This window comes from Streptomyces sp. NPDC059743, assembly GCF_042732975.1.
Taxonomy (GTDB): domain Bacteria; phylum Actinomycetota; class Actinomycetes; order Streptomycetales; family Streptomycetaceae; genus Streptomyces.
Genome location: NZ_JBHWGS010000005.1, coordinates 1 through 24153, shown reverse-complemented (window position 1 = coordinate 24153; position 24153 = coordinate 1). Strand labels below are relative to the sequence as shown.

17 protein-coding genes and 2 pseudogenes are annotated in these 24153 nt (G+C 67.3%); 9 read left to right on the top strand and 10 right to left on the bottom strand.

Going from position 1 to position 24153, the window contains the following annotated elements:
* Positions 1-10 precede the first annotated feature (10 nt).
* Both ACFV6H_RS10625 and ACFV6H_RS10620 read left to right on the top strand, forming a co-directional pair.
* A complete protein-coding gene (locus ACFV6H_RS10625) occupies positions 11-322 on the top strand; it encodes a trypco2 family protein (protein WP_384980108.1) in 312 nt (103 codons plus the stop codon).
* Complete coding sequence (locus tag ACFV6H_RS10620) at positions 319-3660, top strand: NACHT domain-containing protein (protein ID WP_385540460.1); 3342 nt, start codon at positions 319-321, stop codon at positions 3658-3660. Before ACFV6H_RS10625 ends, ACFV6H_RS10620 begins: the two co-directional genes overlap by 4 nt.
* A 73-nt stretch (positions 3661-3733) precedes the next feature.
* Here ACFV6H_RS10620 and ACFV6H_RS10615 read toward each other — a convergent pair whose 3' ends face one another.
* Both ACFV6H_RS10615 and ACFV6H_RS10610 read right to left on the bottom strand, forming a co-directional pair.
* Complete coding sequence (locus ACFV6H_RS10615) at positions 3734-5374, bottom strand: hypothetical protein (RefSeq protein WP_385540458.1); 1641 nt, start codon at positions 5372-5374, stop codon at positions 3734-3736.
* A 353-nt stretch (positions 5375-5727) separates the two neighbouring features.
* On the bottom strand, positions 5728-6009 hold the full coding sequence (locus ACFV6H_RS10610; protein WP_385540456.1) for a hypothetical protein: 282 nt from the start codon (positions 6007-6009) through the stop codon (positions 5728-5730).
* Positions 6010-6053: 44 nt separating this feature from the next.
* Here ACFV6H_RS10610 and ACFV6H_RS10605 point away from each other — a divergent pair, with 44 nt between their 5' ends.
* From ACFV6H_RS10605 to ACFV6H_RS10595, 3 genes are all read left to right on the top strand, one after another.
* The gene (locus tag ACFV6H_RS10605) at positions 6054-10001 is read left to right on the top strand and encodes an RHS repeat-associated core domain-containing protein (RefSeq protein ID WP_385540454.1); all 3948 of its coding nucleotides are present in this window, start codon (positions 6054-6056) and stop codon (positions 9999-10001) included.
* Between the two features lie 69 nt (positions 10002-10070).
* Positions 10071-10826, top strand: a complete 756-nt coding sequence (locus ACFV6H_RS10600) for a hypothetical protein (RefSeq protein ID WP_385540452.1) — start codon at positions 10071-10073, stop codon at positions 10824-10826.
* Between the two features lie 934 nt (positions 10827-11760).
* The gene (locus tag ACFV6H_RS10595) at positions 11761-12012 is read left to right on the top strand and encodes a hypothetical protein (protein WP_384980091.1); all 252 of its coding nucleotides are present in this window, start codon (positions 11761-11763) and stop codon (positions 12010-12012) included.
* 167 nt (positions 12013-12179) lie between these two features.
* Here the strand turns inward: ACFV6H_RS10595 and ACFV6H_RS10590 are convergent.
* Positions 12180-13179: pseudogene (locus ACFV6H_RS10590) on the bottom strand (tyrosine-type recombinase/integrase); the annotation flags it as partial.
* A gap of 481 nt (positions 13180-13660) precedes the next feature.
* Here ACFV6H_RS10590 and ACFV6H_RS10585 point away from each other — a divergent pair.
* Both ACFV6H_RS10585 and ACFV6H_RS10580 read left to right on the top strand, forming a co-directional pair.
* Positions 13661-14017: a hypothetical protein gene (locus ACFV6H_RS10585; protein ID WP_385540450.1), complete on the top strand. Its 357-nt coding sequence runs from the start codon at positions 13661-13663 to the stop codon at positions 14015-14017.
* 112 nt (positions 14018-14129) lie between these two features.
* Entirely contained in the window at positions 14130-14477 is a 348-nt protein-coding gene (locus ACFV6H_RS10580) for a hypothetical protein (protein ID WP_385540448.1), read from the top strand.
* 401 nt (positions 14478-14878) lie between these two features.
* Here ACFV6H_RS10580 and glnA read toward each other — a convergent pair whose 3' ends face one another.
* Entirely contained in the window at positions 14879-16288 is a 1410-nt protein-coding gene (gene glnA / locus ACFV6H_RS10575) for a type I glutamate--ammonia ligase (RefSeq protein ID WP_363081088.1), read from the bottom strand.
* Between the two features lie 221 nt (positions 16289-16509).
* Here glnA and ACFV6H_RS10570 point away from each other — a divergent pair, with 221 nt between their 5' ends.
* The gene (locus ACFV6H_RS10570; protein WP_384793855.1) at positions 16510-16977 is read left to right on the top strand and encodes an RDD family protein; all 468 of its coding nucleotides are present in this window, start codon (positions 16510-16512) and stop codon (positions 16975-16977) included.
* Between the two features lie 123 nt (positions 16978-17100).
* On the opposite strand, the gene ACFV6H_RS10565 is transcribed toward ACFV6H_RS10570, so the two are convergent.
* The 4 genes from ACFV6H_RS10565 to lipB all read right to left on the bottom strand — a co-directional run bounded on the left by ACFV6H_RS10565 (position 17101) and on the right by lipB (position 20456).
* Positions 17101-17799, bottom strand: a complete 699-nt coding sequence (locus ACFV6H_RS10565) for a DUF4191 domain-containing protein (RefSeq protein WP_093604190.1) — start codon at positions 17797-17799, stop codon at positions 17101-17103.
* Between the two features lie 9 nt (positions 17800-17808).
* Complete coding sequence (locus ACFV6H_RS10560; protein ID WP_385541015.1) at positions 17809-18018, bottom strand: hypothetical protein; 210 nt, start codon at positions 18016-18018, stop codon at positions 17809-17811.
* A 489-nt stretch (positions 18019-18507) separates the two neighbouring features.
* The gene (gene lipA / locus ACFV6H_RS10555; RefSeq protein WP_384980072.1) at positions 18508-19503 is read right to left on the bottom strand and encodes a lipoyl synthase; all 996 of its coding nucleotides are present in this window, start codon (positions 19501-19503) and stop codon (positions 18508-18510) included.
* Positions 19504-19658: 155 nt separating this feature from the next.
* Positions 19659-20456: a lipoyl(octanoyl) transferase LipB gene (lipB, locus tag ACFV6H_RS10550; protein WP_385540445.1), complete on the bottom strand. Its 798-nt coding sequence runs from the start codon at positions 20454-20456 to the stop codon at positions 19659-19661.
* A gap of 319 nt (positions 20457-20775) precedes the next feature.
* Between lipB and ACFV6H_RS10545 the strand changes: the two genes are divergently transcribed.
* Positions 20776-22344: a regulator gene (locus ACFV6H_RS10545; RefSeq protein ID WP_385540443.1), complete on the top strand. Its 1569-nt coding sequence runs from the start codon at positions 20776-20778 to the stop codon at positions 22342-22344.
* 139 nt (positions 22345-22483) lie between these two features.
* On the opposite strand, the gene ACFV6H_RS10540 is transcribed toward ACFV6H_RS10545, so the two are convergent.
* Together ACFV6H_RS10540 and ACFV6H_RS10535 are read right to left on the bottom strand one after the other, a co-directional pair.
* A complete protein-coding gene (locus ACFV6H_RS10540; protein ID WP_385540441.1) occupies positions 22484-23809 on the bottom strand; it encodes an NAD(P)/FAD-dependent oxidoreductase in 1326 nt (441 codons plus the stop codon).
* Between the two features lie 244 nt (positions 23810-24053).
* A pseudogene (locus ACFV6H_RS10535) lies at positions 24054-24153 on the bottom strand (IS481 family transposase); the annotation flags it as partial.

The window sequence follows — 24153 nt, the reverse complement described above, 5'->3', positions numbered from 1 at the left end:
GGGACAGCTCATGGCAGTGGAACTCGCCGAGATGATAGGGCAGTTACGGGCAGAGCTCACCGAGGCGATGCGTCAGGGGGAGAACGAGAACGCGGATCTGCGGTTCGAACTGGGCCCTGTGGAGCTGGAGCTGACCATCTCGGTGGACAAGGAGGCCGGGCCGGGCGCGAAGGTCAGGTTCTGGGTGGTGGAGCTGGGGGCCGACGCCAAGATCGCGCAGAACTCGACTCAGCGGATCACCTTGACGCTGGATCCCCGGCGGGCCGGAGAACCGGACCGCCGGCCGCTGATCTCCGGCGCTGAGGTGGACGGCGAGCGGTGACCTCGTCTGCGCTGGACCGGCCCAGGGTGGCCGAACTGATCGTGGACCTCGGCGCGGAGCGGAAGCGTCGCGGCTCGGGTTATCTGGTCTCCTCCGGGGCGGTACTGACCGCGGCTCATGTGGTCGAGGGCGCGAGGTCGGTGGACGTCCGGTTCGAGCCCGATCTCCCTGGGGAGTGGAGGGTGACCGCGACGACATGGTGGTCCGACTCCGGCTCGGATCTGGCGGTGGTCTCGATAGCGCCGCGGGCGGGCGGACAGGTGCCCGACGCCCGGTTCGCGCGGATCGCGGATCATCCTCAGGTGCTGGAGGTACAGGCGGTGGGCTTCCCGCGGTGGAAGCTGCGGGACGACGACCGGGCTGCGGCCGCTGGCCGCGTCGGCCGCACCGCAGACGACGGCCGCATCGACCGTACGGCGTCGGATCCGGCGCGTAACCGTACGCGGTACCGGGACGCGTATCACGCCGTGGGATCGGCGGCGGTGCTGTCGAACTGGCGGGCGGGTTCACTGGAGGTGACGATCCCCGTGGCGCCCGCCGAGGGCCCGCGTGGCGGTCCGTCACCCTGGGAAGGCATGTCGGGCGCGGCCGTTTGGGCCGGCGACAGGATCGTCGGCGTCATCAGCAAGCACCATCCCGGCGACGGACTGGCCCGTCTGGCGGCCGTACGGCTCGATCGCGCTCTCGACGGAGGCCTTGAGCCCGCCCAGAAGTCCCGGCTGCGGGCACTGCTCGCGCTGCCTGCGGACGCCGATCAGCTTCCTCTTGCCCTTCCACTTCCTCCTCCATTTCCGCTTCCCGAGGCGTCGGGCAACGGGACGTCCGATCCCGGTCCCGATCCCGATGAGGCGTTCACGGCCAGATACCGACGGTTCATGGTGGGCACCCTCGACCGCTTCGATTTCTTCGCCGTGGATCCCCGTGGCATACCGCGCAGACAGCCGTTCACCATGGGCTACGTTCCGCTGACGCTCAAGCGGCGTGACCGGGCGGACGACGGGACGGTCAGCGTCGGCGCCCGGGCCGACCGGGAGCTGCGCTCGCATCGGCGTGCGTTGATCCGCGGTGTGGCCGGGGCGGGCAAGAGCACGCTCGTGCGCTGGCTCGGCGCCGTCGCGGCGGGCGGTGTCGGTACGGAGAGAGGCGTCCGTACCGACCAGGCGTACGGACCCGACGACGCGGCGCGGAGCGTCGGAGCGGACGAGTTCTCGGCCGCGCCGTTCCTTCTGGAACTCGTACGGTTCGCCAATGGCCGCCCGCCTCCCCTGAACGAGCTTGTCGCGGAGACGCTCCGCCCCGAGATGCCTGACGGCTGGGTCCGGAACATGCTGTCGGAGGGCAGGGTGCTGCTCCTGCTCGACGGGCTCGACGAGGTACGCCCACGCGAACGGGTACACCTCGAGGAGTGGGTGGACGAGCAGCTCGTCTCTTATCCCGACACCCGGTGCATCGTCACCACCCGCCCGTCCACCGTGGCCGAACAGTGGTGGGTGGACCGCGGTTTCGAGAGGTTCGACCTGCTCCCGATGAGCCGGCACAGTGTCGAGCGGTATGTGCACGGATGGCACAAGAAGGCACGGGACGACCAGCCCGACACACCGGGAGGCGCCGAGGTCCGGAAAGAGCTGGAGCGCTGCGAGCAGGGGCTGCTGTCCACACTGTCCAACCGGCCGGCACTCCGGGGGATGAGTGCGAACCCGCTCCTGTGCGGGCTGCTGTGTGCGCTGAACCTGGAACGCGGCGAGCATCTGCCGGAGAGCCGCAAGCAGATCTACGACGCGGCTGTGGACCTGCTCCTGGTGCGCTGGCCCCATCTGCGCCGTCGGCATCGCGCCGAGGTGCGGACCGGCCGGGCCGCCGACGCGGTCGGCATGGGACCGGACGGCGGCGATCCGCCGCTGCGTGACGAGGAGCTGCTGAAGCTGCTCCAGCGGCTCGCGTTCTGGCTGGTCACCAATCGCCGGCTGATTCTGGACCACGACGTCGCCGAACGCCGCGTGGCGGCAAGCCTCTTCGGCCTGCGCGGTGGCAGTGAAAGCCCGCGGCGGACGCTCGAGTACCTCGCCCATGAGAGCGGCCTGCTGCGTGAGCTGCCCGATCGCTCGATCGAGTTCGTCCATCGCACCTTCCGCGACCATCTCGCGGCCAAGGAGGTGGTCGAGGAGGAAAACCTCAACCTGATGCTCGACAACGCGGACAAACCGCACTGGCACGATGTGGTGGTGATGGTCGGCGCGCACGCACGGCCCAGCGAGCGGACGAAGGTCCTGCTGAGCCTGCTCGACCGCGGCAGAACGGAACCCGAGCACCGTGACACCCTGTACCTCCTCGCCGCCGCCGTTCTGGAGCAGAGCGCCGTACTGCCACTCCAGGACCCGAACTCACCCGATGTGCGTGCCCTGGTGGAAGAGGCGATGGCCGAACTGATCCCGCCGCGGACCACGGCCGCCGCGGACCAGCTCGCCGCGGCCGGCGAGTTCGTCCTCGACCTGCTGCCCGACCCGAAGGACCTCCCTCCGGAACGGGCCGCGCTGGTGGTGCGGGCGGTGGCACGGATCGCCGCGCAGTGGAACCCGCCGGGAGCCATAGACAAGATCCTTCAGTTCACCGCGAAGCCGGACAACCGGTCGATCAGCGAGCTGCTGGAGACCTGGGGCCGGTTCGGTGACTACGAGGTGTACGCGCGTGACGTGCTCAGTGAGATCGACTTCAGCCGGTTCAGCGTCCACTTGCAGAACCCCCGCAGGATCGAACGTATCGGGCACCTCAAGACCATCACGGACCTGCTGATACGCAACGACGTACCCGATCTGACTCCGCTCGCCGGCCTGCCCGCACTGCGCCGGCTCACCTTGCGGGACAACGGGATGACCTCGTTGGCACAGCTGGAGAACGTCCGGTCGCTCGAAGTGCTGATACTGGACCGGTGCTCGACGCGGGCCGCCACCCGGCCCTTGGACCTGTCGCCTCTGGGCAGGCTTCGGCTGCGCAGACTCGTCGTCTCCGGACTCACGACACCGGTCGACCTCACGACTCTCGCCGGAGTCGAACTGAACAGCCTGCGGCTGAGCGCACGGCCGAACGGCGCGCGGACGCTGCCGGCCGAACTGTACGTACTCCACCTCAGCCTGGTGGCCGGCGCGCGCGGAACAGGCTTCGCCGCGGTGGGCGGAGTCCGCTCCGTACTCCTCGACTGGGCGCCGAACGACACCGAACTGGCCGCCCTCGCCGGAATGCGGGAGCTACGACGACTCATCCTCTGGCGCGTCCCAGGGGCCACTCCGGTACCGGCACTACCGGGCGTCGCGGTAACGATCTGCCCTGCCCCAGCGGCCTGACGGCTACCCCAACACCTGACGGCGCCTCAGGACACACAGGGGCGCGTAGGCGTTCAACCGGGGCGGGCGGGGCTCAGACCGGGGTGACCGCGCTGCACTTCTTGAACGGGAGCCAGGGGCGGTCGCCGTTGGCGCGCGGCGCGCCCGCGTAGGTCGGGTCGCCGATCAGCTTCTGCTCCTCGTGCTCGTGGCTGGTCTCCAGGCCGAAGAGTTTGAAGCCTGTGCTCCATTTGTGGAGGGAGGTGCCCAGGCTGAGCGCGAACCCGGCCTTCCACCAGTCGATGTTGACCTTGTAGTCGAGGCTGCTGAGTTTGCCCTTGTCGTGCAGGAGCCGCTCGAAGGAGGTGGCGTCGGGGGCCAGTGGCTGGGACGCGGAGTGCGGGGAGGGGATGCCCGCGTTGTGGATCTGCTTGATCCCGCTGTCGTCGCCGTCCTCCCCGTTGCGCAGATAGTTCTCAACGGTCTCGCTGTCCTTGGGATCCTTGAGGTCGAGCTCCGCCACCTCGGTGTGCACCTCCGTGTCGGTCTTCCCGCCGCCTCCCTCGACATGGAAGGTGAACGGCCCCGCGGGCACCGATCCCCGCACATCGACGCCCGGATTGCCGCTCATGCCGCGCTCGGCCGTCGTGATCCGCAGTTTGGTCGGACGGTGCTCCCTGCCCTCGCCCTCCTCCCTGTCGTAGTCCTCGGCGTTGTATGTCACGTAGAACTGCTGCATATGGCTGCCCTCACCCTGATAGCCATTGCCGACCCTGCCGTTGATCTCCATCGTGTAGACGAAGGTGATCTCTCCGTTGCCGCGCATGACGAGGGTGTCGTTCATCCAGGTGCCCTGGGCGCCCTTGCCCGTGAGCTGGCCGACGCTCTTGTTGTCCTTGCCCTTGGTGAGTTTCTTGCCGAACTTGACGTCACCGGACTTCTCGTCGGTGGTCTTGGTGATGTCGAGGTCCGGCTGCTTCTCGGGCTCCAGCTCCGGCAGCTTGTCCTTGTTCCCGTTGTGGCAGATCATGCCGAGCTCGGTACCCCAGGCCCGGGGCGGACCACTGTTGCACTTCGCCGCGCCCTTCAGATACTCCGCGAACTCCTTGGCGGCGCCGTAGTTGGCCTCCAGGTCCTTCTGCGGATCGCCGCTCTGATGACTGTCGAACAGCCATCGCCCGCCGCCACCACCGCCCTTGGTGTAACTCCCGCTCAACGAGGCACTGCCGCCCCACTGCTTGAGCCCGGGGAAGTCGATACCGCCCTCCACACCGCCCTGCACCGTTCCCGTGGAATCGAGCGTGACCGATCCGTCGGACCACTGCGTGACCTTCAGCTCACTGCTGGAACTGATCTTTATGAAGAGAATGCGCATCACGGTCTTCTCTTTGTCGGTCTCGGTCGCCAGGACGCATCTGTCGGGCTCGAACGACGCATCGTCGAATTCCGGTATGCCGCCCTCTCCGTCCGGCCCAGGCGGGACGGTGCGACCCGAAGGCCCCGGACCCGGCAGCGCCATGTCTCCACCGCTTCCCGAACCAGGGTCCGACGCGCAGGATCCGCCCAGGATCCGGCACACCGCGTCCCGGAGTCCGACGGCTACGTCCGTTCCGACCGACGTGAACGTGAGCCCCAGCACCAGGCTCACCACGATCCCGAGCACGCCGAGATACTCCGCCGACGCCTGCCCCCGATCCCAGGACCAGAAGACTCGTGCCGAGCCGCTCTTCCTCACGTCTTAGCCTCTCCGCACAAGCCGATGATCCAGATCCGGACCGAACGCTACGGAGCGGACACCAACAACCGCCTAGGCCCGGGGACCCCGCCGGAGGCCCAATTCCCCCTACGCCCTGGGCCCTTTGGGCCCTGCGATGTCCCAGCACAAAAGCCCAGGTGAAGCAGGTACCGCGGCACGATGAACACCACGATCCGACGCCTGCTGGAGCGCTCCTACGGGCACGCCGGGTGCCCCGACGGTGACGCGCCACCGCGATAGCGCTTCGGCCACTGCCTGGTCAGGCAGTGGCCGAAGCTACGAGGTGCGAGCGGTTGCCCCCAGCCGCAATCCCGGCTGTCGGCCGTCGGCTGTCAGCCGAGCTGCTTTACGGCGCTCCAGCCGCCGGAGCGCACCGTGGTGGCGGGGCCGAGGGTGGTGGCGCCGCCCTTGTACCGCAGTAGTGCCCCGGCACTGTTGGTCACCCAGATGTCGGGGATGCCGTCGCTGGTGGTGTCGGGGTTGCCGTTGCCGGGGGTGTCGGGGCTGCCGTAGATCAGGGGGTAGTCGGCGGGCGGCATGGCTCCCGTGGCGTAGGGGTCGTCGCCGTCCAGGCTCCAGCCGGACTGGCCCAGGCTGTTGAGGACCGTGCCCACGCCGTCGCTGTCGAGGATGCCCTTGCGCAGGATGAGGTTGCCCGGTGGCGACCACGGACCGCCGCACCCGCTACGAGTACGGCCTCGACTACACCGTCGTTCGCCAGCCGAAGGGCACGCCCGCCTCGCGGGTCTGGACCGACGCACTGGGCCGCACCGTGCGCCAGGACACCTTCAGCGACACGGCCCTGAGCGCCGCCGGTGAGATCAGCACCCGCTACTCGTACGACCTCCGCGGTGACATGGTCACCACCACGGACAACGCCGGCCACACCCGTACCCGGGCCTACGACGCCCTGGGCCGGGTCACCGACAGCACCGACCCCGATGCCGGCGCCGCCCACACCACATACGACGCCTACGGCCGTGTGGACACGGCGGTCGACGCCCGCGGGCAGACCCTTTCCTACAGCTACGAACGCTTGAACCGTGTGGCGGAGGTCAAGGTCACACCGAAGGGCGGTACCTCCGGCACCGCCGTGCAGTCGTACGTCTACGACTCCGCACCCGGCGGCAAGGGCCAGCTCGCCTCTGCCACCCGCTACACCGACGGCAAGGCATACACCACCTCCATCGACGGCTACACGGCCGACTACCAGCCCACGGCGATGACCCTGAAGCTGCCCGACGGCACGACCACGGGCACCAGCGCCGACGGCTTCGCCACCAAGTACACCTACAACTACACCTACAACTCGGACGGCCAGCAGGAGTCGTACACCACTCCGGCGGTGGGCGGCCTGAGCGCCGAATCCGTGATCACCCGCTACAACGAGGCCGGGCTCCCGGTCACCGTCTCCGGCCAGGACTGGTACGTCGGCGAGACTGCCTACTCGCCCTACGGGCAGGTGCTGCGCTCCACCGTGGGCGAACAGGGCCACCGGCTGTGGCAGGACAACACCTTCAACGAGTCCACCGGCGAGCTGCTGACCAGCACCCTCGTCCGGGAGAACGCCACCGACACAGCCGTCGTCACCGGAAACACGGTGAGCACGCGCTCCTACGCCTACGACCCTTCGGGCAACATCCTGTCCATCGGCGACAAGATCGGCAAAGGCGCCACCGACCAGCAGTGCTTCACGTACGACACGCTCGGACAGCTGACGCAGGCATGGACGACGCCCGGCGGCAAGTCCTGTACCGCCCCGGGCAAGAGCACGGCCGAGCCGGTGTACTCCGACGGGACCGTCAACGTCTCCTCCAACAGCGACGGCTACTGGCAGTCGTACACCTACGACATCCTGGGCAACCGCGAGAAGAAGACGGCCCACAAAGCCGACCCGACGTTCACCTCGGGAGTACGGGACACCAAGGGTGATGTCGTCAGCGAGTACGACTACGGCACCAGCGACACGGCCAAGAACGACCAGCCGCACACCCTGACCTCCTACACCACCACCTCCACCACGGCGGCCGGTGCCACCGTCAAGTCCCGCTCCACGCAGACCTACGACGTCGCGGGGAATCTGGAGAGCCGTACCTCGGGTGGTGACGCGGGCCAGAGCCTGACCTGGAACTGGGACGGGCAGGTCGAGTCCGTCACGGGCTTCGGCCCCGACGGCTCCGGAGCCTGGATCGGGGCGGCGGACATGTGCCTGGACCTCGAAGGCTCCCTCACCACCGCCGACACCCCCCTCCAGATCTGGGTGTGCAACAGTACAAAGGCGCAGAACTTCCGCCTCCAGGCCTCCGACACCGACAACGACGGCACGGCCGAGAACGCCTCCGTCGGACAGCTTGTCGTCGCGGGCCGCTGCGCGCAGCCGAAGAGTGCCGTCGCCGGGGCGGCCGTCCAGATCAAGGCCTGTGACACCACGGTGGGCGCGCAGCGCTGGGAGTCCTTGAGCACCGGTCAGCTCAAACACACCGACAGCCGTCTGTGCCTGGCCGCCCCGGCCACCACGACGGGCACCGACCTGGTTCTCGCGGCCTGCGACTCGGCCGCGGCCGGCCAGATATGGAAGCCGGCTTCCAAGACGACGTACGTGTATGACGCCCTGGGCAACCGTCTACTGGAGCGTTCCGGCGCCGGGGCGGTGCTGCACCTGCCCGACACCAGCGTCGCCCTTACGGCCGCCGGTAAGCTCCGCTACGCGGCGCGCTCCTACGGGCACGCCGGTGCCCCGACGGTGACGCGCTACCGCGATACGAACTCCACGGGCGGCACCAGCGAGCACGTGTTCGCCGAGGCGGTCGACCACAACGGCACGCCACTGGCCGAGGTCCGTCTCGACGGCGGCCAGTCCGTGCGCATCACCAAGAAGGACCCATGGGGTGACGACCGCGCCGCGAATATCTCGCAGCGTTCGAGGACGGCCTTCGCCACGGGGCAGGACGACGCGGCGGCGGGCCTGGTGCACCTCGGGGCGCGGGAGTACGACCCGGCCACGGGCAGGTTCATCTCCGCGGACCCGGTACTGGACGAGAGTGATCCGCTCCAGGCAAACGGCTACTCGTACGCCAACAACAGCCCGGTCACCCATGCCGATCCCAGCGGTCTGACCTCGACGGCCTCCAGCTTCGACGCGTCCATCGCGGCGCTGGAGGCAAAGATCGCCGAGTACCAGCGGACTCTGTCCATCTCGATAGGCGATGTGATCCTGTCGACCGGCTGGGCGGTGTTCAAGGAGTTCATCGGCTGGAACGACGTGGTGGGCTGTTTCTCCCAGGGTGATCTGTGGGCCTGCGGCAGCCTGCTCATGGACGCCATCCCGTGGACGAGCGTCTTCTCCAAGGGGAAGAAGATGTGGCGGGCCTTCGAGGCCACGATGAGCGCGGTCAAGGCATGGCGTACGGCGAAGGCCGTCGCCGAGGCCGGACTGAAGGCGGCGAAGGCCGCGAAGGCGGCGCTGATCAGGGCGAAGAAGGCGGCGGAGGCGGCTGCGGCCGAGGCGAAACGCAAAGCGCGGGAGGCGGCCAAGGCGGCAGCCGAGGCTGTGAAAAGGAAGAGCCATACCGGCTCGAAGGGCGCCCGGGGCAATGCGCCGCAGGTGCAGGCCCGCAAGACCGCCCAGTCCAAGGGCTCGTCCGGCGGAGGCCGGGCGGAGTCCAAGTCGGGCGGCTCGCGGGGCGGTTCGGGCCGCGACGACGCGGGCGGCGGGTCCGACTCGGGTGACGGCTGTCTGACCAACAGCTTCACGCCGGACACCCGCGTCCTGATGGCCGACGGTTCCACCAAGCCGATCAAGGACGTCAGGCTCGGCGACAAGGTCATGGCCACCGACCCGGAAACGGGCGAGATCCGGGTGGAGACAGTCACCGCCGAGATCAAGGGCGACGGTGTCAAGCACCTGGTGAAGGTCACCATCGACACCGATGGCAAGGCCGGCCCGAAGACCGCTGAAGTCACCGCGACCGACGGCCATCCCTTCTGGGTCCCCGAACTGCGCGAGTGGATCACCGCCACCGCCCTCCGCCCCGGCCAGTGGCTCCGCACCAGCGCCGGCACCCACGTCCAGATCACCGCCATCAAACGCTGGACGACCCAGCAAGCCACCGTCCACAACCTCACCGTCAGCAACCTGCACACGTACTATGTGGTGGCGGGCGGGACTTCAGTACTCGTTCACAACTGCACCACTGCGGATGAACGGGCGCATGCCAGAGCATCGGAGAATGCCGCACATTCCAGCAGACCGGACGTTGCTACCGGTGGGTACCTTTGGATTAAGGGACATGGAGAGTTTGACCTATCTTCCGATAGACTCCATCCGTTGATCAGAGCCAATATGAACGAGATTCCTGCTGCGGCGAGCCCCGGCGACGGTAAGTTTTTCGGCTCGCATGTTGAAGTTCAGGCTGCCACTATAATGAGGATTCTGGCTAAACAGTCGGGATCCGGGAGTGAGGGTTTGTTTGGTCGGCTGATGGTTTCAAAGCCTGGCGGGCCATGCGGTTTCTGCATGCCAAACGTGGCAGGAATGCTGCCGGCGAACTCATCGCTAGCGGTTCGATCTCAGCGTGGCCAAGTTTTCAGCGAGGTACCCTTCTGAGGATTTGCCAAGGCGCGGTCCCTGTTGCCGCGCCTTGGCTGCTTTCCTGTAGGCCACTATGGTGGCGTTATGAATATGAACGGCGATAATTTGAATCCATACGCGATCGTTAATCTCACCGATTGGGCTAATCTCGAAAATGCCGATGGCTTGGCCTTCCCGGATACTCCGGCCAAGCTTCGTGACTTGGCGTCGGGTGACCTTTCGGCGGTAACGAGTTCACTCAATCACCTTTATAACACTCTTCTGAACGATGGGGTGGTGTATTCTGCAACCGTGCCAGCTTTCAGGTATGTTGCCGCGCTTTTGGGTGACCGGCCAAGTCGAGCCGCACTTGCCCCTCCGTGGGAAGGGGGAAAATTCCCACTTCGAGGCAAACTTCTTACATGGCTAGCCAACGTGGCCTTTGATGTCAGCGTTGGTCAGGAGCAGCGCATTCGAGAGTGGGGAAAATATTCGCCGACCGAGCCATTTCCCAATTTCGTAGATATTAGGAGTATTTACCCGGAAGCTTTTCCGAGTGTTGCTTCCTACTTTGATGACTCTGATTCGAGAGTAGTGGAGGCGGCTCTTGTTGTCGCCGTTCGATTTTTGGAGTCCCCGGCATTGGCGATGCATCGCAGGAGATTGACTCCTTTGGTGGAGAATATTCTAGCGCGAAGCTCCAGTGAATGGCATAGAAGTTTGGCTTCCGAGGCATTGAATGCTTGGGGGCAAGGGCGCGTGTTGATTGAATCGTATACTGATCCGCTCCCCTCCGGGGAGTATGGGAGGGTTCATAATTCGCAGGAAAATCGGGGATCAGTTGACGAGCCGCCTTTTTAGTAGGGGCGTCTGTTCGACTTGCGCGGATACGCTCCGCCAGATATTGCCCCAGGGTGTTGAGTTGACCGTGAGATACCAGCACGGAAGAAGGTTCTACGCGGGAGGGACGTTCCCCTAGAGGGATCCCTACCCTTCTCGGAGAGGGCCTTACTGTGGGATGTGAGAGGGTTTTGGAATGACCAGTCCTCTTTCTCGCCCACGGGGGTGGCCCGGCCGGGCCCGAGACGCCCGCCATGCTGGCCGGACTGGAGTCGGGCGAACCCGGCTGCGGTGCGTGCCGCCCGCAGTCATCTCTGGGACGACCTCCTGCATCAGGGTTCCCTCTACTCGGCAACGCCCCCGAGTGCGCTGTACGTCGCTGCCGTCCTTGAGCGTGCAGACTGTCGTGAGTTCCTTTCTGAATCCCATCTAATTGCGTTGCTGGAATGGTTGGCTGAGGCTTCCTATGCTGTGGGCGAGGAGAAGCGGAAGCAGCTGGAGGACTGGTACGGACCTGGAGTGATGGACCGAGATCCTCTCTTCGGGAAAATGCAGTCGATGCGGCCCACTCTCTTTCGCGGGGTTATCCCTTGGACTTTCGTCGAAAGTTCCGGCGTAGCGGAGGCCGCGCTTCTCGCCGCCTTGCATCTCCTTGAATCGCCGGAGCTTCAGCAGTATCGCGCGATTCTGTCTCCCAGCATCCGTAGAACGCTGGCGGTAAGTTCCCGCAAGAGCTATAAGGTCGCAGCTGTTGCGGCTTTTGGTGGCCTGGGGGGAAGAAATCGATTCGACCGAAGGGGCGGCGGAGCTCCTGGAAGCCCGGGATGAACCTGGATCCACGGCGTGAAAGTCGGTCTGCGGACGAGGGAACTTCGCCGACGATGTTCATCTCCCACGGCTGCACTGGCGCGCGTGGTGCTGACTCAGGAGATCATCGATGCTTGGAGATAGTCGGGTGAGCAAGGGAGAGCAGGTCGTAGACCTGAAATTTGTGGCGGCGCGAGGGGAGAGTGTCGAGGTGTGCTTCGAGCCGGTAGGAACCACCTTCTCCCTGAGCGATGGTGAGGCGGTCTTTCTCCGGACCGCAATCTCAAACGTGGCCTCGCTTGAGATTGTCTCGTGGCCTAACGGAATTGGGGTTTGGGTCCCCTATCCCGGCGGCTACGCGATCATTGACTCAAAGGGGAACGAAATTGATACGCTCTGATCCTCTCCCGTGAGAGAAGAGGGCGGCTCCGGATGCGTTGCGACGCCTCGGTGAGAATGCCCAGTTAACGGCACCCGAAGTGAATCCATGGGTGCAAATCTGAAGCCCTGCCAGGTGTCCCCTGACAGGGCTTCAGTGTGGTCTGACGGCAGTAGTTGACGGCAACGTCAGCGGACGGCGGCTCCGACGAGGGGTGGTTCGTCGCCGTCGTCAGGCTTGCCGATGATCTCGGCGGGGTTGCGGAGGGCGTGGCCGAGGAGGTCGATGGCGTCGCGTTGGAGGCGGAGTCGGACGTGGGCGTAGACGGTGTCGGTGACGCCGATGTGGGTGTGGCCCAGCAGTTGCTTGATTACGACGAGTTCGACTCCCTGCTCCAGGAGGAGGGTGGCGGCTGAGTGGCGGAGGTCGTGGAAGCGGATGCGGCGGAGGCCGGCCTTGCGGAGGAGCGTGGTGGAGGCGCGGGTGAGGTTGGTCGGGTCGATCGTTTGCCCTGCGGGGTGGTGAACACGTACCTGTTGTGCTGCTACTCGGCGCCTGCCATGTCACTTTCGCGCTGCTGCTGTTTGTAGTGGTGCTTCAGTGACTGGAGACAGCGTGCGGGGAGGGCGATGCGGCGTTCGGAGGCCCGGGTCTTGGTGGGCAATGTGGTGAGTCCGCCCGTGCTGGTGCGCTGCAAGGTTCGGCGGATGGCGGCGGTGCCCGCGTCGGGGGCGAGGTCGTTCCAGTGCAGGCCGAGGAGTTCACCTTTGCGGAGGCCGGTTGGAGGGCGAGTTCGAACAGGGCGTGCAGCCGGTGTCCTTGGGTGGTGTCGAGGAGGCGGCGGGCCTCGGCGGTGGTGAGGGGGTTATGCCCGCGGGGATGCGGGGTGCCCATGCGGACGTTGCGGGCGACGTTGCGCGGGATCTCTTCCTCGCGGACGGCGTGCTCCAGGGCGGACTTGAGTACGCAGCGGATGTAGGTGAGCGTCAGAGGAGAGAGGAGCTTGAAGCAGCACTGGCCGGCGGCGCAGCAGCGGGGCTGGTCGCGCCGCGCGTCGATGCCGCGCGTGCAGCACTGGCAGGTTGTGCGGAGCTGGTTGAGCCAGGTGCGGACGTCCTTGGCGGTGAGCCTGACCGGCTTCTTCTTGCCGAGGCCGGGGATGAGGTACTGCTCGACGACGGCGGTGTGACCAACAGTTTCACGCCGGACACCCGCGTCCTGATGGCCGACGGTTCCACCAAGGCGATTTACGGACGTCAGGCTCGGCGACAAGGTCATGGCCGCCGACAACGCCAACCATGTTCCCGGAGCGTGGCTCACGATCGAGGTGAATCCATGACCAAGCCAGGTGTCGCCACGCCGCGACGTGTGACGTCGGACTGGGGTGCAAAGTTTCCCAATTTCGACGTCTGGCGTCCCATGCATCTCCTGCGCCGGATCGGGCCAGTCCTTCAGGGGATCTGCCTTGATCGGTCGACATCCGGAGAGGGGTACACCCCGACCGCGCACGTACACGCACTGACCCGGGACTTTCCAGTAGTCTCCCTGGCTCTGGGCCAGCGCCTGGAACGCTCGTCGGGTCAGCCGGAACGTGTGCTCTTCTCCCGCCATGAAGGTGAGTTCCACGAAGCGGCAAGCGCGTTGAAGGTGCAGTGCAGACTCTCGCTTGATGAGCCGCCATCGCTTGAAGAAGTCGTGGCGGGGATACCATTCCGTCTGTTCGGCGCGTCAGCAGATGGGGCTTCCTCCAGCTGTGGTGGAAATGGAGGACAGTATCCTCATTGCGGCGGTGGCCAGGAGGGGTGACCTGGTTGAAGATGGGCTGAGACTTGCCGGCGAGCTCGGCGCGGTGTGGCCGGAGGCTCGGCTGCCTCTCGGCTGGACCAGCGCGGATCTTTGGCTTGAGGGCCTAACGATGAAGGCGGCTGATCCTGACTCTTTGTCGATGGTCGTGAGTGGCCAGGTGGTCAAGCACAAGCTTGACAAGGTTCAGGAATTCTCGGCTGGCGAAGGCCCTGTGCGATGATGAGTGACTATTCGACCCGGATCGGTTGGAGTGTTTAGTTCAAGAATCGTCGGATTCGAGAGAGTGGAGGACTGGTGACATTCCCAAGGGGGGAAAGATCCCAGGCTGATCTGTGGAGTCATTCGCACACGGCACGGGGCGGGATTCTAGGTTTATTGCGGCCAAGTGTCCTGAGGTCACTCAGTTCATTGTCTCCTGGATTCGTGAAGCCGCTCAGGCGGAGAACTGGGCAAGGGTCGACAAGTTTGCCAACTTGGCCGCACCCTTGCGGGTGCCGGGTCTTGGTGGGGCTCTCCAGGAGATCCTTGATTCAGATGCCATGGGATTCAACAAGGAAGATCTCGTGGAGATCTTGGGGGAGATTCACGCATTGGATGCAGTTCCCTGTCTCTTTCGGGTTGCGGAACGTTCGGTGATCGAAGAGGAACTCGGGTTCGACGAGGATCGAATGTTGGGGTAGTGCGCACTCCGTGCTATCCGGGCCCCAAGAAGTGCCGATAGTGCTGGCAAAGTTGAAGCCTCGCCAGGTGACTTACGGTGGTCTACCTGTCGAGCACGTCCTTTGTTCGGCTTCGGAAGCCCCTGGTGGCGGATCTGGGGGGGGGAGAGAGAAGGAGGAGGGCGACGACGCGTACCAAGGAGTCCTCTGGGCGGACGCCGAGTAGCTCACCGCACAGATGAGGGCCGTCACCTTCTTCCTGAAGATGACGACCCTCACTGTCACATCTGACGGCTGGTCAGGCTCCTGCCTGACCGGTGCACACCCGGTGCACAAGGCCCTGGGAAGCAGCCGGGAACCGTGGGAACTGCTGGGCAGCGTTTCCGCAAGTAGCCTAGTTCCAGGTTGCCCGACCCTGCTCTTTAGATGTCGAAGTACAGCTCGAACTCGTGGGGGTGGGGGCGGAGTTGGATGGGGGCGATTTCCTTGGTGCGCTTGTAGTCGATCCAGGTTTCGATCAGGTCCGAGGTGAAGACGCCGCCGGCCTGGAGGTATTCGTTGTCCGCTTCCAGGGCGTCGAGGACGTCCGGGAGGGAGGTGGGGACCTGGGGGACGCCCGCGTGTTCTTCGGGGGCCAGTTCGTAGAGGTCCTTGTCGATCGGCTCGGCCGGCTCGATCTTGTTCTTGATGCCGTCGAGGCCCGCGAGGAGGAGGGCGGAGAAGGCCAGGTACGGGTTCGAGGACGGGTCCGGGGCGCGGAATTCGACGCGCTTGGCCTTCGGGTTCGAGCCCGTGATCGGGATACGCATCGCCGCGGAGCGGTTGCGCTGGGAGTAGACCAGGTTGACCGGGGCCTCGAAGCCGGGGACCAGGCGGTGGTACGAGTTCACGGTCGGGTTGGTGAACGCCAGCAGCGACGGAGCGTGCTTGAGGATGCCGCCGATGTAGTAGCGGGCGGTGTCCGAGAGGCCCGCGTAGCCCTGCTCGTCGTAGAAGAGCGGAGTGCCGCCCTGCCACAGGGACTGGTGGACATGCATACCGGAGCCGTTGTCACCGAAGATCGGCTTGGGCATGAAGGTCGCGGTCTTGCCGTTGCGCCAGGCCACGTTCTTCACGATGTACTTGAAGAGCATCAGATCGTCGGCAGCGGCGAGCAGCGTGTTGAACTTGTAGTTGATCTCCGCCTGGCCGGCGGTGCCCACCTCGTGGTGCTGGCGCTCGACCTGGATGCCGGACGCCTCCAGCTCCAGGGAGATCTCGGCGCGCAGGTCGGCGAAGTGGTCGACCGGCGGAGCCGGGAAATAGCCGCCCTTGTAGCGGACCTTGTAGCCGCGGTTGTCCTCGATCGCTCCGGTGTTCCAGGCGCCGGCCTCGGAGTCGATGTGGTAGAAGCCCTCGTTCGCGGTGGTGTTGAAACGCACGCTGTCGAAGACGTAGAACTCGGCCTCCGGGCCGAAGTACGCGGTGTCCGCGACGCCGGTGGAGGCGAGATAGGCCTCCGCCTTTTTGGCGATGTTGCGCGGGTCGCGGCTGTACTGCTCGCCCGTGATCGGGTCGTGGATGAAGAAGTTGATGTTCAGCGTCTTGTCGCGGCGGAACGAGTCGACACGGGCGGTCGACAGGTCGGCACGCAGCGCCATGTCCGACTCGTGGATGGCCTGGAAGCCACGGATGGACGAGCCGTCGAAGGCCAGCTCTTCCGTCGGGTCGAACGACTTCGCCGGGATCGTGAAGTGCTGCATCACGCCAGGCAGGTCGCAGAAGCGGACGTCGACGAACTTGACGTCCTCGTCCGCGATGAACTTCTTGGCCTCGTCGGCGTTCTGGAACATCCAGCTCCTCCTCCTCCCGTCCCGGGGAGGGGCGGGGGTTGTCGCTCGGTGGTGCGGCCAGTGCGGTGGCACACGCTGGACCCGACCATAGGTTTCCGGGATTTCTCAAGCATGACCCATTTGTTTCGCTCAAGTTAACCAGCCCGGGTGCGTGCCGGCGCGTAGAACGGTCCCGCACCCCCTCTCCCGGGGCCCGGACGCCCTCGCAGTACCGTGGTCGGGTGGACAACAGGCAAGCAATCGGATCGTGGCTCTCCGGCCCCCGTACGGCCGCCGAGGACATGGGCGTCGACTTCGGTTACCGAGGCGAGCGACTCGGTCTTCCGGAGCACGGGCCGGGCTCGGTGGCTCCGCTCGGACGGCGCTTCGGAGCCATCTTCGTCGACTGGGCGCTCTGCATGCTGATCGCATACGGGTTGCTCGCCGGCCGTGACTGGCAGGCAGCCGGCAACTGGGCCCTCGGCGTCCTGCTCGTCCTGAGCGTTCTCACCGTCGGTACGGTCGGCTTCACTCCCGGCAAGCGGCTCTTCGGCCTGCGCGTCGTCGCCGAGAACGGCGACCGGCTCGGCCTCGGCCGCGTACTCATCCGCAGCATTCTGCTCTGCCTCGCCATCCCGGCCCTCATCTGGGACCGCGACGGGCGCGGGCTCCACGACCGGCTCTCCCGCTCCGTGCAGGTCCGGATCTGAGCCGTTCCGTAAGCGCCGTTCCGCAGGCAAGGGCGCGATACGTGTGAGAGGGCGGCCCCGTTTTCCCGGGCCGCCCTCTCGTCTGTTTGTCCGTCCGCTCGTTCGCTGCGTCGCCGTACCGCCTCAGCGCATCTTTCCGCCTCTTGGCATCCTCATGCCCTTCGGCATCGGGCCCTTCGGCAGCGGCATGTTGCTCATCAGGTCGCCCAACGCCCGCAGCCGGTCGTTGGCCGCCGTCACCTGCGGGCCCGCCAGCACCCGCGGCAGCTTCAGCATGGTCGTACGCACCTTCTTCAGCGGCACCTGGCCCTCGCCGTCGCCGACGATGATGTCGTGCACCGGTACATCCACCACGATGCGCGCCATCCGCTTCTTCTCGGCCGCCAGCAGCGTCTTCACCCGGTTCGGGTTGCCCTCGCCCACCAGCACGATGCCCGCCTTGCCGACGGCCCGGTGGACGACGTCCTGGTTGCGGTTCATCGCCACCGCCGGTGTGGTCGTCCAGCCCCGGCCCACGTTCTCCAGGACGGCCGCCGCCGCGCCCGGCTGGCCCTCCATCTGTCCGAAGGCCGCCTTCTCGGCGCGGCGGCCGAAGACGATCGCCATCGCGAGGAACGCCAGGATGAAGCCCAGGATCCCCAGATAGACGGGATGGCCGATCAAGAAGCCGATCGCGAGGAAGACACCGAAGGTGACGATTCCCACACCAGCGACGACAAGACCGACCTTGGAGTCGGCCCGTCGGGTCATCTTGTAGGTAAGAGCGATCTGCTTCAGTCGCCCCTGGTTCGCAGCAGTGTCTGCGTTTTCCTTCCTCGCCATGCCCAGAGTTTACGTGGCGCGGGAAGTGGCCTTCGACACGGCCTCCATTACGTGCTGCGCCTCGACCCGGTCCTTGGCCCTGCGGCGGTCCTCCAGGACGGCCGTCCAGGCGTTGCGACGGGCCGTGCGCTGGCCGCCGCTCAGGAGCAGGGACTCGACGGCGCGCAGCGCGCCGGTCACGGAGGGCCGCACCGGAGCGGTCCGGCGCGTGCTGGCCATCGCCTTGGTGACGGGTCGTACCGGCACTTCGGTGACGGGTCGAACCGGCGCGTCCTGCATGATGGCGATCCCCTCACGAACGGGTCTGGTGCGGTGTGCACGAGCGTGCGCGGTGCGTAGAACCAGAGTCACTCACTGGTGTTACCAGGGCGTGACCGACCGGTCAAACGCGAATGAAACCCAGGTACGAGCCAGGTACGAGCCGGACAAGGCCCGGATACGGCCCGGATACGAGGTCCGCGCACGGCCCGAAAACGCCGACGCGGCCCGTGCGCGGCCCCGACCTGCGGGGAGCGCACGGGCCGCGGCACGGTCGGGCTCTACTGCTCGGTAGTCGTGTGCCAGATCGCTCGAGAGCCACTTGTGCTCGGATTCACACAGCCCGCGCGAAGAGCCGATCGAGGTCGCGCGTACGCCAGTTGGCCGACGCCGCCCACGACGCCGTCCCCAACGCCGACAGGACAGCCGGACACACCGTCCGGCTGTGGCTCACACCGCCCGGCCGGCCGCCGCGGCACCGGCCGCCGCCGCGCCCACGGGCGCTTCGCCGCGCCGCTCGATCGCCTGCTGGTACAGCCGGCCCGCGCGGTACGAGGAGCGCACCAGCGGCCCCGACATCACACCGGAGAAGCCGATCTCCTCGGCCTCCTCCTTCAGCTCCACGAACTCGTGCGGCTTCACCCAGCGCTCGACCGGGTGGTGCCGTACGGACGGCCGCAGATACTGCGTGATCGTGATCAGCTCGCAGCCCGCCTCGTGCAGATGCCGCAGCGCCTCGCTGACCTCCGCGCGCTCCTCGCCCATGCCCAGGATCAGATTCGACTTGGTGACCAGACCCGCCTCACGGGCGCGCGTGATCACCTCCAGCGAACGCTCGTAACGGAAGCCGGGCCTGATGCGCTTGAAGATGCGCGGCACGGTCTCGACGTTGTGCGCCAGCACCTCGGGACGGGACGAGAAGACCTCGGCGAGCTGCTCGGGCACCGCGTTGAAGTCCGGGATCAGCAGCTCGACCTTCGTACGGCCCGCCTCGCGCTCCGCCGTCCGGGCGTGGATCTGGCGCACGGTCTCCGCGTACAGCCAGGCGCCGCCGTCGGCCAGGTCGTCACGGGCGACACCGGTGATCGTGGCGTAGTTCAGATCCATGGTGACGACGGACTCGCCCACCCGGCGCGGTTCGTCGCGGTCCAGGGCGGCCGGCTTGCCCGTGTCGATCTGGCAGAAGTCACAGCGCCGTGTGCACTGGTCGCCGCCGATGAGGAAGGTCGCCTCGCGGTCCTCCCAGCATTCGAAGATGTTGGGACAGCCCGCCTCCTGGCAGACCGTGTGCAGCCCTTCGCTCTTCACGAGCTTCTGGAGCTGCTGGTACTCGGGTCCCATTTTCGCCCGGGTCTTGATCCACTCGGGCTTGCGCTCGATGGGAGTCTGGCTGTTCCGGACCTCCAGACGCAGCATCTTGCGTCCGTCGGGTGCGACAGCGGACACGTCCGGCACCTCTCTCTGCTGGCGCGGCATTCGATTCTTCGGCGAACACCAGGTTACGCCCGATATTTGCGTGGCATTACGTAGGGCCAACCCATGGCCAGAAGGGCGCATTCCCATGCGGCGCCTACACATGCGGCACCTACACAAGACAGCACTTACGCGCTCGCGCGCTCGATCTCGCGCGGTTTGAGCTCCGCGCCCTCCAGCACGTCCCGCAGATGTTTCTCCACCACCGGGAGGACCTCCGCGATCGTGATGTCCCGGCCCAGCTCGTTCGAGAGCGAGGTGACGCCCGCGTCCCGGATCCCGCACGGCACGATCCGGTCGAACCAGGTGTTGTCCGGATTCACATTCAGCGCGAAGCCGTGCATGGTCACGCCCTTGGCGACCCGGATACCGATCGCCGCCAGCTTCCGGTCCTCCCGGCGCTGGCCGGCGTTGGACGGCGCGTACTCGGGACCGTTCAGCCGCGGATCGAACTCCTCGTCCGCCAGCCGCGGATCGAAGTCCAGCGACAGACCGCCGAGCGCGGGACGCTCGTGCACCGGATCGCCGAGCACCCATACGCCGCTGCGGCCCTCGACGCGGGAGGTCTCCAGGCCGAACTCCGCGACCGTACGGATCAGCGCCTCTTCGAGACGGCGGACATGCGCCACCACATCGACGGGACGCGGCAGTTTGAGGATCGGATAGCCGACGAGCTGGCCGGGACCGTGCCAGGTGATCTTCCCGCCGCGGTCCACATCGACGACGGGAGTGCCGTCGAGCGGGCGCTCGCTGTCGGCCGTGCGCCGTCCGGCCGTATAGACCGGCGGATGCTCCAGCAGCAGACAGGTGTCGGGAATCTCGTCCGCGAACCGGGCCGCGTGGACCCGGCGCTGCTCCTGCCATGCCTCCCGGTACTCGACGGCCTGCCCGCCGAATCCCAGTCGGACGTACCGCAGCTCACTCACGGCAGCCTCCTCAGAACCTTCATGGTGCACGTGTCGCGCCCTCGCCACTGTACGGCGGCTCCCGGCGGTGCGGCCGGGCAGGTGGTTCCGGGCCCTCGTACGCGACGTCTCGACCCCGGCCCCGGCCCCCACCCCGATCTCCGCCCCGACCCTCACCCCGGCGCCCTCCACAGGTACTCCCGTCAGCGAGGCCCTTGATCCTCACACGATCGGATGAATGTGGCGCGAAGGTCGTGGTGGAGACGTTCACTACCGCTAAATTCGCGCCGTTCCATGTGGGCTGCTCCCCGGGCCCGGAAGGCAGGAGACCGTAGAGCTGATGTCGGAACGACCTCCGCAGCGCATCCCCAACCGCCAGCTCGCCGCGCTCATCGCGGAAGCCGGATTCTCCAATGCAGGTCTCGCCCGCCGGGTGGATCAGCTCGGTCTCGAACACGGCCTGGATCTGCGGTACGACAAGACGTCGGTGACGCGCTGGCTGCGCGGACAGCAGCCCCGTGGCACCACTCCCGCGCTGATCGCCGAGGTGTTCACCCGCCGTCTCGGCCGTCGGCTCTCCGCGCAGGATCTGGGGCTGGACGCCTGTGCGCCGGTCTACGCGGGCCTCGAATTCGCGTCCTCGCCCGAGGAGGCCGTCGACATCGTCGGCGGGCTGTGGCGCAAGGACTCCGGCAGCCACTCCGAGCTGCGCAAGATCGCGTTCACTCCGGCCGGACTGGTCGTTCCCAGCCGCGACTGGCTGATCGGACGCGCGGACGAACGGGTCGGCCATCCCGGCCTCGAAACGCACACTACGCATACTGTCGGCCGTGCTCACGAGAACGGCGGCGGCCATGAGGCCCGCGGCCAAGAGCTCCGCAGCCATGAGGCCCGCAGCCAGGAGTTCCGCGGTCACGACAGCGGCGGCCAGGAAGCCGCCGCCCGCGTGCCCGCGCAAGGCTGGCCCGCCACCGTTCCCAAACCGCGTACCGAACGCGCGGCGGGCCAGCGGGTCTCCCTGGGCGATGTGGCCGCCCTGCGCTCCGTCGGCGATCTCTTCTGCGCCCTCGACCAGACCTACGGCGGAGGCCATGCCCGGCAGGCGCTCGTCCGCTATCTGGAGCACGAGGCGGAGCCGATGCTGCGCGGTCTGTACGGCGAGACCACCGGCCGCCGGCTGTTCGCCGCGGCGGCTCATCTGACCAGGCTGGCGGGCTGGACCTCGTACGACATTGCCGCCCATGGCCTCGCCCAGCGCTACTTCGTCCAGGCGTTACGGCTCTCCCAGGCGGCCGGGGACCGTGCCTACGGCTCGTACGTCCTGATCACCATGAGCCGCCAGGCCGTCTATCTCGGCCACGGCCGGGAGGCGGTCCAGCTCGCGCGCGTGGCCCAGCAGGGCGTCGGCGGCTCCGCGCCACCGGTCGTCCAGGCGCTGCTGCACGCCGCCGAGGCGCGCGGGCACGGTGTGCTGGGCGAGGCACGGGCGTGCACCGCCTCGCTCGTACGGTCCGAGCGCGCGCTGGAGTCGGCGCGGCCCGGCGACGAGGTACCGCACTGGGCCCGTTTCTTCGACGAGGCACAGCTCGCGGACGAGTTCGGGCACTGCTACCGGGATCTCCAGCAGTACCGCGCCGCCGTACAGCACGCCGAGCGCTCCCTCCAGCTGCGCGCTCCGGCGTACGCCCGCAGCCGGCTCTTCTGTCGGGTGGTGCTGGCCTGCGCCCGGCTCGGTCTCGGTGAGCTGGACCAGGCGTGTCTGCTGGGCGCGGAGGCGGCCAAGCAGTCGACCGAGATGCGGTCGGCGCGGGCGGTGGAGTACGTACGGGACTTCGAACGGCGCCTGGAGCCCTACCGGGACGCGGCGGCCGTACGGAACTACCGCGACCGGATCGCGGCACTCGGCTGACGCCGGGCCCTGCGCCGCCGTACCCGTACGCCCCGGCCCGCGCCCACGCACGCCCTGAACCCGACACAGTATGAAGCCGGTCCCGTCCGGGGTTGGTCGGCGCCGGACGGGACCGGAGCTGGAGCCGCCGCAGCGGCCGTTACGCCACCGCGGGCAGTGGCGCCGTCTCGTACTCCGGGCGTACGCCCAGATCGCGCAGGATCGCGTGGGCGGCGCGTCGGCCCGAGAAGAGCGCGCCCTGGACCGTGCTCGTGTCGCGGTGGTCGCCGCACACATAGAGCCCCGACAACAGCCGCACCGGACGGCGCAGATCGTGCGGCGGCGGCATCGCGGGCACTGCTTCCGGATCGTGGTGGACAGCCAGCAACTCCCAGTCGTCGGTGGGCGTCCTGTACAGCCTCGTGAGATGCGCGCGGACCGAGCGGTCGAGTTCGGCGGCCGGCGGAGGCGTGCCGAGCACCGTCGAGGAGATCAGCGCGCGGCCGGCCGGAGCCCGCGAGGGATCGACCGTGCTCATCACGGCGGTGTACGCGACCGGGCCGCCGCCGTCCGCGTCCAGCAGCAGCGCCGGATCGGTCATCGGCGGTACGGGCGCGGTGTGGTGCAGGACCGTCACCGGATGGAAGTCCGGCACCCGCAGCCCGGGCAGCAGCTCGGCAGCGGCCCGCGCGCCCGTCGCCAGGACGAGCGCGCGGCAGCCGATCTCGCCGTGCTCCTTGGTGGTGACACCGCTGATGGACGCGTCCGTGACACAGACGTCCGTCTGGACGGTGCCCTCCGGCAGCGTCCGCGCCAGCAGTTCGGGCAGCGCGGCGGCGCCGCCCGCCGTGACGAACATCCGGCCACGGGCGAACGCGCGCAGCGCGAGATCGGCGCAGCGGCTGGACGTACCGAGATCGGGATCGCAGAGCAGCGCGGACAGCAGCGGGCGCACAAAGCCGTTGACGGTACGGGCGGGCAGCCCGCGGCCCGACAGGGCCTCCAGGGCGGTACGTTCGGGACGGGCCAGCAGCCGGCGCGTCGGAGTCGCCGCGAGACGGCCCAGAGCGGCGCCGAGACGGGCCTGGTCGACCGTGCCGCCCAGCGGTGGCCGGGGGGCGCTCGCAAGGGCGCGCGCCACCGTCAGTGCGCTCCGCGCGCTCCCGATGGCTCCGGTCCGGTAATTCCGTCCGTCGCTGTGCACGAGCACGCCCGGCGAGAACTTCCGCAGCCCCACACCGTCCAGGCCCGGAGTGCGCAGCAGCTCCGGATACGAGGTGGTGAGCAGCTGTCCGCCGAGGTCGAGCCGGAAGCCGTCGACCTCGTCGGTGGCCATCCGGCCGCCCATGCGCGGAGCGGCCTCCAGGACCCTGACCTCCACACCTGAGCTGGTCAGATGTCGGGCCGCCGACAGACCTGCGATTCCGGCTCCGATGATGACGACGTCCGCCTGCTGTGCGGTCGAGCGGTGTGCGGTGCTGAGCACGTGCCCCTCCCCGAGGTCGGCGCGGCTGGTGGGGCTGCTGATGCGGTCATCAGGCCCCGGAATGCCCGAGCGGTGTCCAGGTGGTGCCTGAGTCCCGGCCGGATCCCGGTCGGGTCCGATTGGCTCGGTCGGTTCCCGGTCGGTCCGGTCGGGTCCGGACGAGCCTAGAAAGGGAAGGGCCGTGTGACGGACGCGCGTGGCCGGGGTCACCGGTGCATGGGGGGTGCGCGCCCGTTCCGGGCGGCTAGGTGTATTGACCCGCAGGGTTGTTGACGCGGCTGATCGGGGGGTGGCCTCCGAGTGCGGTGTGGGTGCGGTGGTGGTTGTAGGTGTGGAGGAAGTCT